The following is a 16055-nucleotide window of genomic DNA, read 5'->3' on the forward strand; positions in this document are numbered from 1 at the left end:
GCTCAGTCGAGGGCCGCTTCGTCGGGCTGGGACGACAGCGAGAGGACCAGCTCCGCGGTGCGAAGCAGCTCCTCCCGGTCCGCCGGGGGATTCAGGAGGGCCTCCGAGAAGGTCGCGACCGTCGGATTCCCGAAGAGGACTCGCAGCGGGACGGTGACCTGGAGGATCTCCTGGACCAGGGAGATGAAGCGCGTGGCGAGCAGGGAGTGGCCGCCCAGCGTGAAGAAGTCATCGTGCGCGCCGAGGCGTGAGACGTTGAGGATCTCCGCCATCAGCTCCGCCACGACCTTCTCCACCGGAGAGCCGGGCTCGACGAAGTCATCGGTCCGCGAGCCCTCCGCGTCGGGCGACGGGAGCGCCTTCTTGTCGACCTTGCCGTTGGGGGACAGCGGCAGGGCCGCGAGACAGACGAAGGCGGCCGGGACCATGTACTCGGGCAGCGAGCGCTTGAGGCTCTCGCGCAGATCCGTGCTGGAGGGCGGCTGCGTGGAGGTGAAGTAGGCGACGAGCCTCCGGTCTCCCGGCACGTCCTCACGGACGATGACGACGCACGCGTCGACCGAGGGCTGCGTGAGCAGGGCGGCTTCGATTTCACCCAGCTCGATGCGGAAGCCACGGAGCTTCACCTGGTGGTCGCGTCGGCCGACGAACTCCAGATGGCCATCCGGAAACCGGCGCACGATGTCGCCCGACCTGTAGAGCCGGCCCCCGGTCGCGAAGGGGTTCGGGATGAAGCGCTGCGCGGTCAGCTCGGGCTGGCGGAGGTAGCCGCGCGCCAGGCCTTCGCCACCCAGGTACAGCTCACCCGGGACACCGACGGGCACGGGCTGGAGCGCGTCGTCGAGCACGAAGGCGGTGGAGTTGGAGAGCGGGACGCCGATGGGCACCGAGTGCACGGGCAGGGGGGCCCGGGGGACGAGATGCCACGTGCTGAAGGTGGTGTTCTCCGTGGGCCCGTAGACGTGGAGCAGGCGGGAGGGGGGACCGCCGAGGAGGACGGAGCGGACCGCGCCGGCGTCGACGTTCTCGCCACCGAAGAGCACGGTGGACAGCGTGGAGAAGGCGCCCGGGACCTGGTTCGCGAGCTGGTTGAACAGCGCGGTCGTGATGAAGAGGACGGAGACCTTCTCGTTGCGCAGGTACTCGGCGAAGAGCGAAGGTGAGAGCGAGACATCGCGAGGGACACCGATGAGCGCGCCGCCGTTGAGCAACGCCCCCCAGATTTCAAAGGTGGCGGCGTCGAAGGAGGCGTTGGAGACCTGGGCGACGCGGTCCTGGGCGGACAGCTGGATGTACTCGGAGCCGCGGACGAGGCGCACGACGCCGAGGTGGGGGACGACGATGCCCTTGGGCTGGCCCGTCGAGCCCGACGTGTAGATGGCGTACGCGAGGTTCGACGGCGCGGTGTTCGTCGTGGGCGCCGTCGTGGGCTGCCGGGAGATGGCGCGCTCGTCGGAGTCGAGCTCGATGACGTGCAGGCCATCGGGGACCGGGAACTTCCCGGAGAGCGCCTCGGTGGTGACGAGCAGCGGCGCCCGTGCGTCCTGGAGCATGAAGGCCAGGCGCTCGGGGGGATAGGACGTGTCCAGCGGCAGATAGGCACTTCCCGCCTTGAGACACGCGAGCATCGCGGTGATGAGCGTGGGGGAGCGCTCCAGGTAGAGGCCGACGAGCGTGTCCGGACGGACGCCGAAGGACTGGAGGTGCCAGGCGAGCTGGTTGGCGCGCGCCTCCAACTGGGCGTAGGTGAGGACCTCGTCACCGAAGTGGAGCGCGATGGCCTCCGGCGTGGCCCGGGCCTGCTCGGAGAAGAGCTGGTGGATGGACTGGTGCCGGGGGAAGTCGGTGGAGGTGGCGTTCCAGTCGACGAGGAGCTGCTGGCGCTCGGCGTCGGTGAGGAGCGGAAGCGCGGTGATGGAGACGCCCGGATGTTGGACGGCGGAGGCGAGCAGGGTCTGGAAGTGGCCCAGCATGCGCTCGATGGTGGTCGCGTCGAACAGGTCCGTGTCGTACTCGAACTCGCCGACGATGCCGGTGGAGGTCTCCTCCAGTGCCATCAGCATGTCGAACTTGGCGGCGCCCGTCTGGACCTCCTCGGGGTGGACCTCGCAGCCGCGAATCGACAGCGGGGTCGTGGAGATGCTCTGGAGGTTGAACATCACCTGGAAGAGCGGCGTGTAGCGCGGGTCCCGCTGGGGCTGGAGCGCCTCGACGACCTGCTCGAAGGGGACATCCGGGTGCGCGTACGCATCCAGCGCCACCTCGCGCACGCGGCGCAGCAGCTCCTTGAACGACGGCGCACCAGACAGGTCCGTGCGCATGACCAGCGAGTTGATGCAGTAGCCGATGAGCCCCTCCAGCTCCGCGCGATTGCGGCTGGCGAAGGGGGTACCGACGCTGATGTCCACCTGCCCGCTGTAGCGGGACAGCAGGGTCTGCCACGCCGCGAGCAGCGTCATGAACAGCGTGGTGCCCTCCTGGCGGCTCAGCTTGCGCAGCGCCTCGACCAGCGGGGCCTCCAGGTTGAACCACCGCGTGGCGCCCCGGTGCCGCTGGGTGGCGGGGCGAGGACGGTCCGCGGGCAGCTCCAGCAGCGCGGGCGCTCCGGCCAGCTGCTTCTTCCAGTAGTCGAGTTGCGTCTGCTGGACCGAGCCCTGCAGCCACTTGCGCTGCCAGTGCGCGAAGTCCGCGTACTGGATGGTCAGCGGCGGGAGGTTCGGCGTCTCGTGGGCGGCGAAGGCCTCGTAGCAGGTCCCGAGCTCCTGGAAGAGGACCGTCAGCGACCATCCATCCGAGATGATGTGGTGCACCGTCAGCAGCAGCAGGTGCTCGGTCTCGCCCAGGCGGACGAGCAGGGTGCGCAGCAGCGGGCCGCGGGCGAGGTCGAACGGACGCTGGCCCTCGGTCTCGATGAGCTGTCGTGCCCGCGCTTCCCGCTCCTCGGCCGGGACGTGGGTCAGGTCGACGAGGGGGAGGGTGTGCCCGGGGGCGTCCTCGGCCACCTGGACCAGGAGCCGTCCACCCCGGTGCTCGAACGTGGAGCGCAGCGCCTCATGGCGGCGCACGAGCGCATCCAGGCCCTGCTCCAGCACTCGCGGCTGCAGCGGCCCCTTCACGCGGAGCACCATGGGGACGTTGTAGAACGAGCTGCCCGGCTCGAGCTGGTCGACGAGCCACAGGCGCTGCTGCGCGAACGAGGCCTCCAGCTCCTGGTCGCGCGAGATGGGCACCAGGGGGCCCGTCTCCGTGTCCTCCATGGGCGAGGACAAGAGCTGCGCGAGTCCCGCCACCGTGGCGTTCTGGAAGAGGGCTCGAAGCGGCAGCTCCTTCCCGAAGTTCGCGCGGATGCGGGAGAGCAGCTGCGTGGCGAGCAGGGAGTGCCCGCCCAGGTCGAAGAAGTTGTCCTCGACGCTGACACGGGGGACCGAGAGCAGGTGGGCCCAGAGGTTGGCGAGCAGCTCCTCGATGGGCGTGCGCGGCGCGACGTAGCTGTCGGTGGGCGCGGAGATTCCGTCGGGTGAGGGGAGCGCCTTCCGGTCGACCTTGCCGTTGAGCGTGAGGGGCAGGCTGGGCAGGCGGACGAAGGCGGACGGGACCATGTACTCCGGCAGCGAGCCCTTGAGCCGCTCGCGAAGCTCCGGGACGGCCGGGGCCCGCGACGACGTGAAGTAGGCGACGAGCCGCCGGTCTCCGGGGCTGTCCTCGCGCGCCAGGACAACGCACTCGTCGATGTCCGGGGACCGCGTGAGCGCGGCCTCGATTTCGCCCAGCTCGATGCGGAAGCCGCGAATCTTCACCTGGTGGTCGCGTCGGCCGACGAACTCCAGGTGGCCGTCCGGCAGCCAGCGCACGATGTCGCCCGACTTGTAGAGCCGGGCCTGGGGCTCGAAGGGATGGGCGACGAAGCGCTCCGCGGTGAGCGCGGGCTGGTGGAGGTAGCCGCGCGCCAGGCCCTCGCCGCCCAGGTACAGCTCACCCGGGACACCGATGGGCACGGGCTGGAGCGCCTCGTCGAGCACGTAGACGGTGGAGTTGGAGAGCGGGATGCCGATGGGCACCGCGTGGCCCGGCGGAGGTGCCCGCGAGATGAGGTGCCACGTGCTGAAGGTGGTGTTCTCCGTGGGGCCGTAGGCGTTGATGAGCCGCTGGGGAGGCCCGCCGAGGAGGGCGGAGCGCACGGCCCCCGTGTCCGCGATCTCCCCGCCGAAGAGGACGGTGGACACCGTGGCGAAGGCGTCGGGGACCTGGTGGACGATCTGCGTGAAGAGGGCGCTGGTGATGAAGAGGGCGGAGATGCGCTCGCGACGCAGGTACTCGGCGAAGAGCGAAGGCGAGAGCGAGACATCGCGAGGGACGCCGATGAGCGCGCCGCCGTTGAGCAACGCACCCCAGATCTCGAAGGTGGCGGCGTCGAAGGAGGCGTTGGAGATCTGCGCGATGCGGTCGGCCGCGGAGAGCTGGACGAAGTTGGAGTCGCGCACGAGGCGCACGACGCCGAGGTGGGGGACGACGATGCCCTTGGGCTGACCCGTCGAACCCGACGTGTAGATGGCGTACGCGAGGTTCGACGGGGCCGTCTCCGTCGCGGGGGCCCGCGTGGGCTGCCGCGAGATGGCGCGCTCATCCGAGTCGAGCTCGATGACGTGCACGCCGCTCGGGACGGGGAGGTTGGCGGAGAGGGCCTCGGTGGTGACGAGGAGCGGCGCCCGTGCGTCCTGGAGCATGAAGGCCAGGCGCTCAGGGGGATAGGACGTGTCCAACGGGAGGTAGGCGCCGCCCGCCTTGAGACACGCGAGCATCGCGACGATGAGCGTGGGGGAGCGCCCCAGGTAGAGGCCGACGAGCGTGTCCGGACGGACGCCGAAGGACTGGAGGTGCCAGGCGAGTTGGTTGGCGCGCGCCTCCAGCTGGGCGTAGGTGAGGACCTCTTCACCGAAGTGGAGCGCGATGGCCTCCGGCGTGGCCCGGGCCTGCTCGGAGAAGAGCTGGTGGATGGACTGGTGCCGGGGGAAGTCGGTGGAGGTGGCGTTCCAGTCGACGAGGAGCTGCTGGCGCTCGGCGTCGGTGAGGAGCGGGAGCGTGGTGATGGAGGTGTCGGGCGCGCGGACGGCGGAGGCGAGCAGGGCCTGGTAGTGGCCCAGCATGCGCTCGATGGTGGCTGCGTCGTACAGGTCCGTGTCGTACTCCAGCGCCAGGTCCAGCTCCGACCCGTCCTGCTCGGTCGTGAGGATGAGCTCGAACTTGGCCGTGCCCGTGCCCAGCTCCTCGAACGACATGCTCAGCTCGTCGAACGTGGGCGGCTGGAGCGGCGCGTTGTGCAGCGCGAACATCACCTGGAACAGCGGATGCTGGTCCAACCGGCGCTCGGGGCTCACCGCCTCGACGATGCGCTCGAAGGGGATGTCCTGGTGCGCGTAGGCCTCCAGCGCGGCGTCTCGCACCCGGCGCAGCAGCGCGCGGAAGGAGGGCGCGTCCGACAGGTCCGTGCGCAGGACGAGCGAGTTGACGAAGAAGCCGACCAGCCCCTCGATCTCCGCGCGGTGCCGGTTCGCGATGGGCGTGCCGACGTTGATGTCCACCTGTCCGCTGTAGCGCCTCAGCAGGATGTTCCAGGTGGCCAGCAGCGTCATGAACAGGGTGACGCCCTCACGACGGCACAGGGCGTCCAACTGGGAGACCAGCGCCGCGCTCACCCGGGCCCGCTGGATGGCGGAGCGGTGGTGCGTCGCCGAGGCACGCGGGCGGTCCGTGGGCATCACCAGCTCGCCCGACGACGAGCCGAGCTGCTGCTTCCAGTACGTCAGCCCCCGCTCCAGCGTCTCTCCCTGGAGCCACTGCCGCTGCCACAGGGCATAGTCCGCGTACTGGAGCGTCAGCTCCTCCAGCGGTGACTCCAGCCCATCCCGGAAGGCCGCGTACAGCCGGCCCAGCTCCTGGACGACCACGCCCATGGACCAACCGTCGGAGACGATGTGGTGCAGGGTCAGCAGCAGCAGGTGGTCCTCCTCGCCCATGCGGATGAGCACCTGACGCAGCAGCGGGCCGTGCTCCAGGTCGAACGGCGTCCGGATGTTCGCGTCCAGCGTCTCCTGGCGCCGCTGCTCCTGCTCGGACTCGGGCAGCCCGCCCAGGTCCACCACGGGCAGGGGCCGAGGCTCGAACGCGTGGATGACCTGGACCAGCGCCTCGTCGACCTCGCGGAAGGTGGTGCGCAGCGCCTCGTGGCGTCGCGCCAGCGCCTGGAGGCTCTTCTCCAGCGCGGGGACGTCCAGCCGCCCCTTCAGCTCCAGGGCGAACGGCGTGTTGTAGGAGACCCCCGTCGGGTCCATCCGCTGCGTGAACCACAGCCGTGCTTGCGCGGAGGACGCGGGGACGGTGTCGCCCCGGGCCGCCGCGCGCACGGGGGGAATGCTCACGCCCCGCCGGGTCCTCAGCTCCTGGGTGACCTTCTCCGCGAGCCCGCGAAGCGTGGGCGTCTCGAACAGCGCGTGCAGGGGCAGCTCCACCCCGAAGGCCCGGCCCACGCGCGAGATGACCTGCGTGGCGAGCAGCGAGTGGCCACCCAGCTCGAAGAAGTTGTCGTGGAGTCCGAAGGCGTTGCCTCCGAGCACCTCCGCCCAGATGCCGGCCAGCAGCTCCTCCACCGGCGTCCGCGCCGCCTCCGCTTCGACCTGCCGCGCGAGGGTCGCCTGGCTGGGGGCGGGGAGCGCCTTGCGGTCCACCTTGCCGTTGGGCGTGCGCGGCAGGACATCCAGGCTGAGGATGGCCGAGGGGACCATGTACTCGGGCACCCGCTGCTTGAGGTGCTCCTGGAGCAGCGGCACCAGCTGCCGCGTCAGCGCCGCCTGCAGCGGCTGGTTCGTGTACGCGCGCCACGGCTTCGCCACGAAGGCCCGCTCGGTGGACGGCGTGAGCGGCGGCGCCACCGCGCCCCGCCGCAGGAGCCGCAGCTCGAAGGCGCCGTCCTCCTCGCCGCCGGACCAGTGCAGGCTGACGGCGTAGGGGAGCTCCGCCTCCAGGGCCCAGAGCTCCTCCGGGTTGACGCAGTCGGGCTCGGGCTGGCTGCGCAGTTCGGCGCGCAGCTCTCCCACCGTCGAGGGCCGCTCGTCGCGCTCCAGGATTTCGCGGGCCCGCCGCACCTCCGTGAGGCGCGCGTTGGGGATGCGCGTCACCGCGAGCTGCTCGGGCCGCTCCGTCTCGAGCCTCCGACGCAGCTTCGCCATGCTGAGCCCGTCGCGCTTCCAGTCGAGCACCGTGCCCGCGTACGGGTCCACGGCCTCGGCCGCGTCGCCGACGTGCAGCACGACGTCATAGCGGAAGCACGTCAGCTCGTTGTGGTGCTGGCCGCGCTTGGGCCACAGGTCCACCCGCTGGATGCGGGGCAGGTGGGCGCGCAGCGCGAGGAAGAACGCCGGGTCCACCACCAGCTCGTTGTCCAGCGACACGCGCCGCCGGACGGCCTGGGACAGCTGCTCCAGCGGCAGCGTGTCCCGCGCCCGGAACAGCTCCACGGAGAGCGCGAAGGACTCCAGCAGCGACAGGCTGCGCACGTCGCCCACGAAGACGCGGCCCCGCTCGCCCACCGTGGCCACCGCGCCCTCAAGCACCTTCACCAGGTAGTCCACCGTGGGGAAGTGCTGGAGCACGGAGTTGATGACCACCGTGTCGTGTGAGCCGGGCTCGATGCCCGTGAAGTCCTCGGCGCCCCGGTGCAGGAGCGCCACCGAGCCGAGCTTCGGCGACATCTTGTCCACGAAGCGCTGCAGGCCCTTGAGCGCGCCCTGCGCGAAGTCCGCGCCGGTGAAGTGCTCGCAGTGCGGCGCGATTCGCACCAGCAACAGGCCCGTGCCGCAGCCAATCTCCAGCACCCGCCGGGGCTTCAGGTCCAGGATGCGCTGGACCGAGTGGTCCACGAACTCGCGCATCTCCTCGGCCGTGATGGGCTGGCCCGTGTAGCTGCTGTTCCAGCTCGCGGTGTTGAACTCGCCGTCCTCCTCGTCGGCGGCGCGGTGGTAGGCGTCGTCGTAGAGCGTCTGCCACTGGGAGATCTGCTCGTCGTTGAGCTCCTGCTCGTCGATGGCGTCACCCCACGCCTCGCCCGGGGGCGAGGGCACCACGTAGGCCACCAGCCGGGGCTGCCCCGGCGAGTCCTCGCGCGCCACCGCCACCGCGTCGCGCACCGCGGGGTGCTCCATCAGGTGCGCCTCCAGCTCCCCCAGCTCGATGCGGAAGCCGCGCACCTTCACCTGGTGGTCCACGCGCCCGAGGAAGCGCAGCTGCCCGTCCGGCGACTGGCTGGCCAGGTCCCCGGTGCGGTAGAGGCGCGCGCCCGGCTCGCCGCTGAACGCGTCCGGCACGAAGCGCTCGGCGGTCAGCTCCGGTCGGCCCAGGTAGCCGTGCGCCAGGCCATCGCCGCCGATGTAGAGCTCACCCGGCACGCCCACGGGCACGGGGCGTCCGTTCGCGTCCAGCAGGTACACCCGCGTGTTGGCGATGGGCCGGCCGATGGGGATGCCCAGGTGCGCGCCGGGCGTGGGGGCGCCGGGCGGCAGCGCGAAGAGCGTGGAGGTGATGGTGGCCTCGGTGGGGCCATAGGCGTTGAACCACCCGAGCCGCTCCCCCGTGAGCGCGCGCCACGCGGCGAGCTGCTCCGGCGCCGCGCGCTCTCCGCCCACGATGACCAGCCGCACGTCCGGCGGAGGTTGGGCCTGTCGGAGCGTCGCGTCGGTGACCCACTCGTGCCAGTACGCCGTGGGCACGTTCAGCACGGTGAGCCGCTCGTGCTCCACCATGCGCAGGAACTCGGCGACGGACGGCAGGCGCTCGAAGGGCAGCAGCACCAGCGTGGCGCCCGTGGCCAGCGTGGGGAAGAGCTCCTCCAGCGAGATGTCGAAGCTGATGGACGTGCACTGGAGGATGCGGTCCTCCGCGGTGAGCTGGTACGTCCCCTGGAGCGAGGTGACGTGGTTGACCAGCCCCCGGTGCGACAGCAGCACGCCCTTGGGCTTGCCCGTCGAGCCGGAGGTGTAGATGACGTACGCCGGCTGCTCGGACGTCATGCGCACCAGGGGCGGCTCGGCGCTGAGCGCGTCCAGGGCCTGCTGCTCCAGCACCAGCACGGGCACGTCCTGGGACGGCAGCCGCTCCACGAGCCGCTCCTGCGTCACCAGCAGCGCGGCGCCCGAGTCGCGCAGCATGTAGCGCAGCCGCTCCCGGGGATACGTCGGGTCCAGCGGCAGGTACGCGCCGCCGGCCTTCAGGATGCCGAGCAGCCCGACGAGCATCTCCAGCGAGCGCTCCACGCAGATGCCCGCGAGCCGCCCCGGCCCCAGGCCCCGCGCCCTCAGCGCGTGGGCCATCTGGTTCGAGCGGCGCTCCAGCTCGCCATACGTGAGGCGCCCGTCGCCATGCGTGACGGCCACCGCGTCGGGCCGCAGGCGGGCCTGCTCGGCGATGAGCTCGTGGATGAGCCGCTCGCGCGGGTAGGCCGCCGTCGTCTCGTTCCACGTCCGGAGCGTCCGCTCCAGCTCCTCCGCGGACAACAGCGACAGCTCACCCAGCCGGGTCTCCGGCGCCTGCACCGCGTGTCGCAGCACGTTGAGCAGGTGTCCCTGCAGCCCGCGCACGGTGTCCGCGTGGAACAGGTCCGCGTTGTAGGTGAAGGCCAGCTCCAGCCCCGCCGGTCCAGGCGTCACCGTCAGCGACAGGTCATACCGCGCGAAGCGCCTCTCCAGCGGGAGCTGCCGCACGCTCACGCCCGGCGTCTCGAACGACGGGGGCGGGGCGGACTCCAGCTCCAGCGTCACCTGGAAGTAGGGCGTGTAGACCAGGCTGCGCTCCACCTGGAGCGTCTCCACCAGGTGCTCGAACGGCACGGCCGCGTGCGCGAGCGCCCACTGGTGCGTCCGGCGCGCCTGGGACACCTGCTCGCGGAACGACGTGGCGGCCCGCGGGTGACCGCGCAGCACGAGCATGTTCCCGAACCAGCCCAGCACGCCGCGCTCGGACGGCTCACGCAGGCTCGACGGCGTGCCGATGCACAGGTCCTCCTGCCCGGTGTAGCGATACAGCACCGCCTGGAGCGCCGCGAGCAGTACGTCGAAGAGGTCCGCGCCCTCCGCCCGGGCGAGCGCCTCCAGCCGGCGCGTCAGCTCCAGCGGCACGCCCTGGCGCCCGGTCGCGCTGTTGTACGTCTGCACCGTCGGCCGCGCCTGGTCCGTGGGGAGCGCGAGCACCTGGGGCGCGCCGTCCAGCGCCACGCGCCACGCCTCCACCTGCTGCTTCGCCTCCGCCGAGCGCAGCCACTGCTGCTGCCGCTCGGCGACCTCCACGTACGGCCCCGCCACGTCGTCGCGCCCGCTGAGCACCGCCGCCAGCGACTCCACCAGCACCGGCACCGAGCCCGCGTCGCAGACCATCTGATGGAATGACAAAAGCAACAGGTGCGCCGCCGCGTCCCGCTTCACCAGCGTCGCGCGGAGCAGCGGCCCGGTCTCCAGGTCGAACGGATGCAGCGCCTCCTCGCTCGCGAGCGCCGCCTCCCGGGCCTCGCGCTCCGCGGGCGGGAGACCCTGGAGGTCCACCTGGCGGAACGCCGGAGGCTGCTCCAGCTGTATCTGTTGCAACGGCTGTCCTTCGTGCGCCGTGAATCGCGCGCGCAGGATGTCGTGTCGCAGGGTCAAGGCCGCGAGACGTCGCACCAGCTCGGACGGTTCAACCACCCCGTGAAGTTCCAGCGAGACCAGCTGATTGTGGAAGGGATTGTGGCGCTCCAACTGGTCCAGGAACCAGAAGCGCCGCTGGCCGGATGTGACACAACGGGAATGAGGCCGGCCCGAGGGGGACCGGTGCTGATTGCTGGCGGAAGGCAAGCGAATGCCCCTGTCTGATTTATTCGCGGAGTGGGGACCCACAACGGCGCACGCGCGGCTCGACTCGTTGTCTGTCCATCTCAATCCCGGTGACTGTTGCTTATCGAATTCAAATCTTTTAAGTGGTAATGCGTGGAAGTCAAGAGGGGTCCGTGAAGCACGCCCGGCATGAGGGTGTGTCACACAGGGTCCATGTCCGCGCGGAGCCGAGGGCTCTGGTGGAGTAGGAGAAGCCGTTGGATCTGCGAGTACTGTCGGACGTGTCGCAGCGTGCGCTGCCAGGGGCACCGCCGTGTCTGCTGGCGCTCGGCCCCGAGCGGGAGGGCGTGGACCTGGTCGATTGGGGACGGGCTCACGCAGAGGCGCTGAGGCACCTGCTCTCACAGCGGCCGGCCATGCTCTTTCGCGGCTTTCGTGTGCCGGGCGTGGAGGCGTTCGAGCGCTTCGCGGAGTGTATCCAGCCGTCCCTGGCCGAGTATCAGGAGCGTTCCACGCCGCGTACGGAAGTCAGTGGAAAGGTGTACACATCCACCGAGTACCCCGCGAACGAAACCATTCCGCAACACAATGAAATGTCGTACGCGTCGGCCTGGCCGATGAAGTTGTTCTTTCACTGCGTACAACCTTCTCTGGAGGGTGGCGCCACACCCATCGCAGACAGCCGGGCCGTCCTGGAATGCCTCTCACCCGAAGTGCGTGAGCGCTTCACCCGGAACCGGGTGATGTATGTGAGAAATTACGGCACGGGCGTTGACCTCCCCTGGCAGAAAGTCTTCCAGACCGAGGACCGGGCCCAGGTGGACGCGTACTGTGAGCGTGTGGGAATTCAGGCGGAGTGGTTGGGCGGAAACCGCTTGCGGACCCGCTCGGTGCGCCCTGCGGTCATGAAGCACCCCCTCACCGGAGAGGATGTCTGGTTCAACCAGGCGCATCTTTTCCACGTATCCAATCTGGGGCCGAAGGTGAGCGCGGCGATGCGGATGGTCTTCAAGGAGGAGGACCTGCCGCGCAACAGCCTGTACGGGGATGGCACGCCCATCCGCGATGCGGACCTGGAGGAGGTGCGCGAGGCGTTCCTGAAGACGACGTTCGCGTTCCCCTGGCAGGCGGGGGACGTGATGCTGCTGGACAACATGCTCGTGACCCATGGCCGGACGCCCTTCGCGGGGGCGCGTCGGGTGGTTGTGGCGATGGGCGAGATGCGCTCCGAGCGCGACAGCTGAGCGGCAGGGGGCTCCCATCTTCGCGGTCCTGAGACATCGTGACTTCGCGCTCATCTGGTGTGGCCAGCTGGTCTCCGGGCTCGGGGACTGGCTGCGCAACATGGCGCTTTTGTTCTGGGTCTTCTCCGTCACGGGGGGCGAGTCCCCCGTGGCCACGGCGGCCATCACCGTGGCGACGACGGCGCCCGCGCTCCTCTTGGGGCTGACGGCGGGGACGCTGGCGGACCGGTGGGAGCGGCGCAGCGTCATGGTGTTCTGTGACGCCGCACGGTGCGTGCTGAGCCTGTTGCAGCTGGTGGCGGTGGCGAAGCAGAGCCTGCCGCTGGCGTACGCGGTGGCCTTCTGCTCCAGCGCGGTGGAGCAGCTGTATGACCCGGCGCGGGTGGCGTTGATCCGCTCCACGGTGCCACGCGAGGACCTGGTGGCGGCCAGCTCGCTCAGGCAGGCCACGACGAGCGCCATCATGATTCTCGGCATGGCGCTGGGCACGGGCATCTACTTCGTGCTGGGGCCGTGGGTGAGCTTCGCGCTCGACTCGGCGTCCTTCCTGGTGGCCATGTGCATCAACCTGGCCATCCGCGCGCGCTGCGTGAGCGTGCCGTCCGCGCAAGGCACGTCCGTGCTGCGCGAGGCGAAGGAGGGGCTCGCGTACGTCCGGGGCAGCGTGTTCGTGCGCAGCCTGCTGGGGCTGGGCGCGCTGGCGATGGCGGCCTCGGGGCTCATCGAGGTGGTGCAGCTCTACCTGGTGACGCGGGAGCTGGGGCTGCCCGAGGAGCGGCTGGCGTGGCTGGGCACGACATTGGGCGTGTCCATGTTCGCGGGCTTCGCCGTGGCGGGGAGCCTTCACCGGCGGCTCCGGCTGGAGTGGCTGCCGGGGCTGGGGCTGGGCGTGTGTGGCCTGGGCGTGCTGCTGATGGCGGTGGCGCCGACGCTCGCGGTGGCGATGGGCGGCATGGTGTTCATCGGCCTGGGCAACGTGCTGCTCAACGTGGGCCTGGGGCCGCTGATGCAGACGCACGTGGAGCTGGGGCTGCTGGGGCGGGTGATGGGCGTCTTCCGCTCCGTGAGCACCGCGTGCCTGCTGCTGGGCGCCAGCAGCGCGGGCTACCTCATCGACCTGGTGGACACGCGGCGGATCACGGGGCTTGCGGGCGTCATCCTGATGGTGGCGGCGCTGGTGGCGGGCACCCGACTGGCCCGGGCCGTCACCGCGCTGCGCGCCGCTCCCCGGGTGGAGCCCCCTCGCGCGGCCGTCAGCGTGGAGTGAGCGGACGCGTGGAGGCCCTCGTCGACAGGCGCGGTGCACGCGTGGGCCGGGCACCAGGCTGGCTCGTCCTCCTGCTGCTGGCGTGGGGGCCGTCCGTCCTCGCGCAGGTGCCCACGGTGGAGGTGGAGGGGCGCCGCCTCCAGGCGAGCCGGGTGGACAAGGGGCCCTCGCTGGACGGCGTGCTGGATGACGACGCGTGGAGCAGCGCCGCCTTCACCAGCGACTTCCTCCAGAAGGAGCCCGTGCAGGGCATGCCCGCCTCGGTGAAGACCGAGGTCGCCTTCGTGTACGACGCGGACGCGCTCTACGTGGGCGCGCGCATGTCCAGCCTGGGCCCGGAGGACATCGAGACGGTGATGACCCGGCGGGACGAGAGCGGCTCGGCCGAGCGGCTCATCATCTCCCTGGACACGTACCGCGACAGGCGCACGGCCTACAGCTTCGCCGTCACCGCGGCCGGGGTGCGGGTGGACTGGTACCACCCGGATGACCACGAGTACGTCGTCGACCTGTCCTTCAACCCGGTGTGGGAGGCGCGCACCACGCGGACGGCGGACGGGTGGGTGGCGGAGCTGCGCATCCCCTTCTCGCAGCTGCGCTTCGACGCGGCCGACGAGCAGGTGTGGGGCCTCAACATCCAGCGCGTCATCCCGCGTCGCAACGAGGACGACTTCTGGGTGGTGGTGCCGCGCGACATCACCGGCTGGTCCTCGCGCTTCGGCGAGCTGTCGGGCCTGCGCGGCGTGGCGCCATCGCGTCGCGTCGAGCTGCTGCCGTACGTGACGGGGGACTGGCGCCTGGACTCGGGCGCCAACCCGCGCGAGGGCACGCCCTTCGAGGACCGGCGCGCGTACTCGGCGCGCGTGGGCGTGGACGGCAAGGTGGGGCTGGGGCCCAACCTGAACCTGGACGTGACGGTGAACCCGGACTTCGGGCAGATCGACGCGGACCCGGCCCAGGTCAACCTCACGGACTTCGAGGTGGTGGTCGACGAGCGGCGGCCCTTCTTCACCGAGGGCAGCCAGCTGTTCAACAACAACAACACGAACAACAACGGGCCCGCGTACTTCTACTCGCGGCGCATCGGCGCGGCGCCGCGGCTGCGCGCCAGCGCGGACTACGTGGAGCCCTCGCGGGCGACGCCCATCTGGGGCGCGGCGAAGCTCACCGGGCGCCTGTCGTCGGGGCTGTCGCTGGGCGTGCTGGGAGCCCTCACGGGCGAGGGCTACGCGGACACGTACGACTTCGCGACCCAGGAGCAGGGGCGCGTGAAGGTGGACTCGCGCACGGGCTTCGGCGTGCTGCGCGCGCAGCAGGAGCTGGGCAGGGGCTCGACGGTGGGCGCCACGCTCACCACCGTCCACCGAGACATCGGCGAGGGCGAGGGGCGCACGGGGGAGCTGGCGCGCGAGGCGTACACGGGCGGCGCGGACTTCCGGCTGCGGCTGCGCGACGGCGAGTACATCGTCTCCGGCTTCGCGGGCGGCAGCCTGGTGCGAGGCGACCCGGCGGCCATCAGCCGGCTGCAGCGCTCCAGCGCGCGCTACTTCCAGCGGCCGGACCAGACCTACGTCCGGTTGGATCCGGAGGCGCGCTCGATGTCGGGCTACACCGTGGGCGCGAAGGTGGTGCGCCAGAGTGGCGAGCACTGGCTGTGGAACGGCAGCGTGGGCGTGGAGTCCCCGGGCTTCGAGCTCAACGAGCTGGGCCGGCTGAGCACCACGGACGACGTGGACCTGAACCTGGGGCTGTACTACCGCGAGACGAACCCCGGCACGTTCCTGCGCGGCTACAAGGTGGGCCTCCTGACGTACGGAAACTGGAACCACGGCGGCACGCGCACCGTGAACCAGTTCATGCTCAACGGCGAGGTGACCTTCCCCAACTTCTGGGAGGCCAGCCTGCTCGTCACCTACTACCCCCGCGCGTTCTCGGACCAGCTGACGCGCGGCGGTCCGCTGATGCAGACGCCCCAGGGACTGGAGGCGAACCTGCTCCTGAACAACAACGCCTCCGGGACGAACCTGTGGGAGGTGGACGCGCTGGCGTGGACATACGAGGACGGCAGTGGTGGTGGCACGTTGACGGGCACCGTCACCGTGCAGCCCCTGCGCAACCTGCGCCTGTCGGTGGAGCCCGTGGGCTCGCTGTACACGGAGGCCCGTCAGTACATGGCCACGCTGGACGGCGGCCGCGAGGAGACGTATGCGCGGCGCTACGTCTTCGGCGCGGTGCGACGCCGCGAGCTGGCGCTGCGCTTTCGCGCCAACCTCTTCATCACCCCGGACCTGAGCCTGGAGGCCTACGCGGAGCCGTTCGCGTCCAGCGGTGTCTTCAGCGCGCCCGGTGAGCTGGCCCGGGCGCGGGGACGTCAGCTGCGCAGGTACGGCCAGGACGGCACGTCGCTGTCTCGAGGCGAGAACGGGGACTGGGACGTGACGGACGGCGCGAGCGGCTTCCAGCTGGCCAACCAGGACTTCAACGTCCGCTCCTTCCGCAGCAACGTGGTGCTGCGCTGGGAGTGGCGCCCGGGCAGCACGCTCTACGCGGTGTGGCAGCAGGACCGCTCCGCGGATTCGCTCGGGGGCAACGCGCTGGCGCCCAAGGCGCTGGGCGACGCGCTGCTGAGCCCGGGGGGACACACCTTCGCGCTCAAGCTGTCGTGGTGGTTCCCCGCGGGCTGAGCTTCACGGT

Annotated in this window: 4 protein-coding genes; 3 read left to right on the top strand and 1 reads right to left on the bottom strand. The window is 70.7% G+C overall.

Annotation, left to right across the window (positions count from 1 at the left end; all coding sequences use genetic code 11):
• Positions 1–2 precede the first annotated feature (2 nt).
• On the bottom strand, positions 3–11159 hold the full coding sequence (locus OWM54_RS38170; protein WP_324289171.1) for a non-ribosomal peptide synthetase: 11157 nt from the start codon (positions 11157–11159) through the stop codon (positions 3–5).
• On the opposite strand from OWM54_RS38170, the gene OWM54_RS38175 reads away from it, so the two are divergent.
• Genes OWM54_RS38175 through OWM54_RS38185 form a run of 3 tightly spaced genes read left to right on the top strand, consistent with a single transcriptional unit; the run spans position 11108 to position 16045 of the window.
• Entirely contained in the window at positions 11108–12094 is a 987-nt protein-coding gene (locus OWM54_RS38175) for a TauD/TfdA family dioxygenase (RefSeq protein WP_267700560.1), read from the top strand. The two genes, OWM54_RS38170 and OWM54_RS38175, sit on opposite strands and share 52 nt — an antisense overlap.
• Complete coding sequence (locus OWM54_RS38180) at positions 12018–13361, top strand: MFS transporter (RefSeq protein WP_267700561.1); 1344 nt, start codon at positions 12018–12020, stop codon at positions 13359–13361. The genes OWM54_RS38175 and OWM54_RS38180 overlap by 77 nt, the downstream gene beginning before the upstream one ends.
• A gap of 8 nt (positions 13362–13369) precedes the next feature.
• Complete coding sequence (locus OWM54_RS38185) at positions 13370–16045, top strand: DUF5916 domain-containing protein (protein WP_267700562.1); 2676 nt, start codon at positions 13370–13372, stop codon at positions 16043–16045.
• Positions 16046–16055 lie beyond the last annotated feature (10 nt).

It is taken from the genome of Myxococcus sp. MISCRS1 (genome assembly GCF_026626605.1).
GTDB classification, from domain to species: Bacteria; Myxococcota; Myxococcia; order Myxococcales; family Myxococcaceae; genus Myxococcus; species Myxococcus fulvus.

What these genes read in the sequence shown, in the direction of transcription:
- OWM54_RS38180 (WP_267700561.1), top strand. Translation starts at nt 12,018, where the DNA reads ATGGCCGGACGCCCTTCGCGGGGGCGCGTCGGGTGGTTGTGGCGATGG.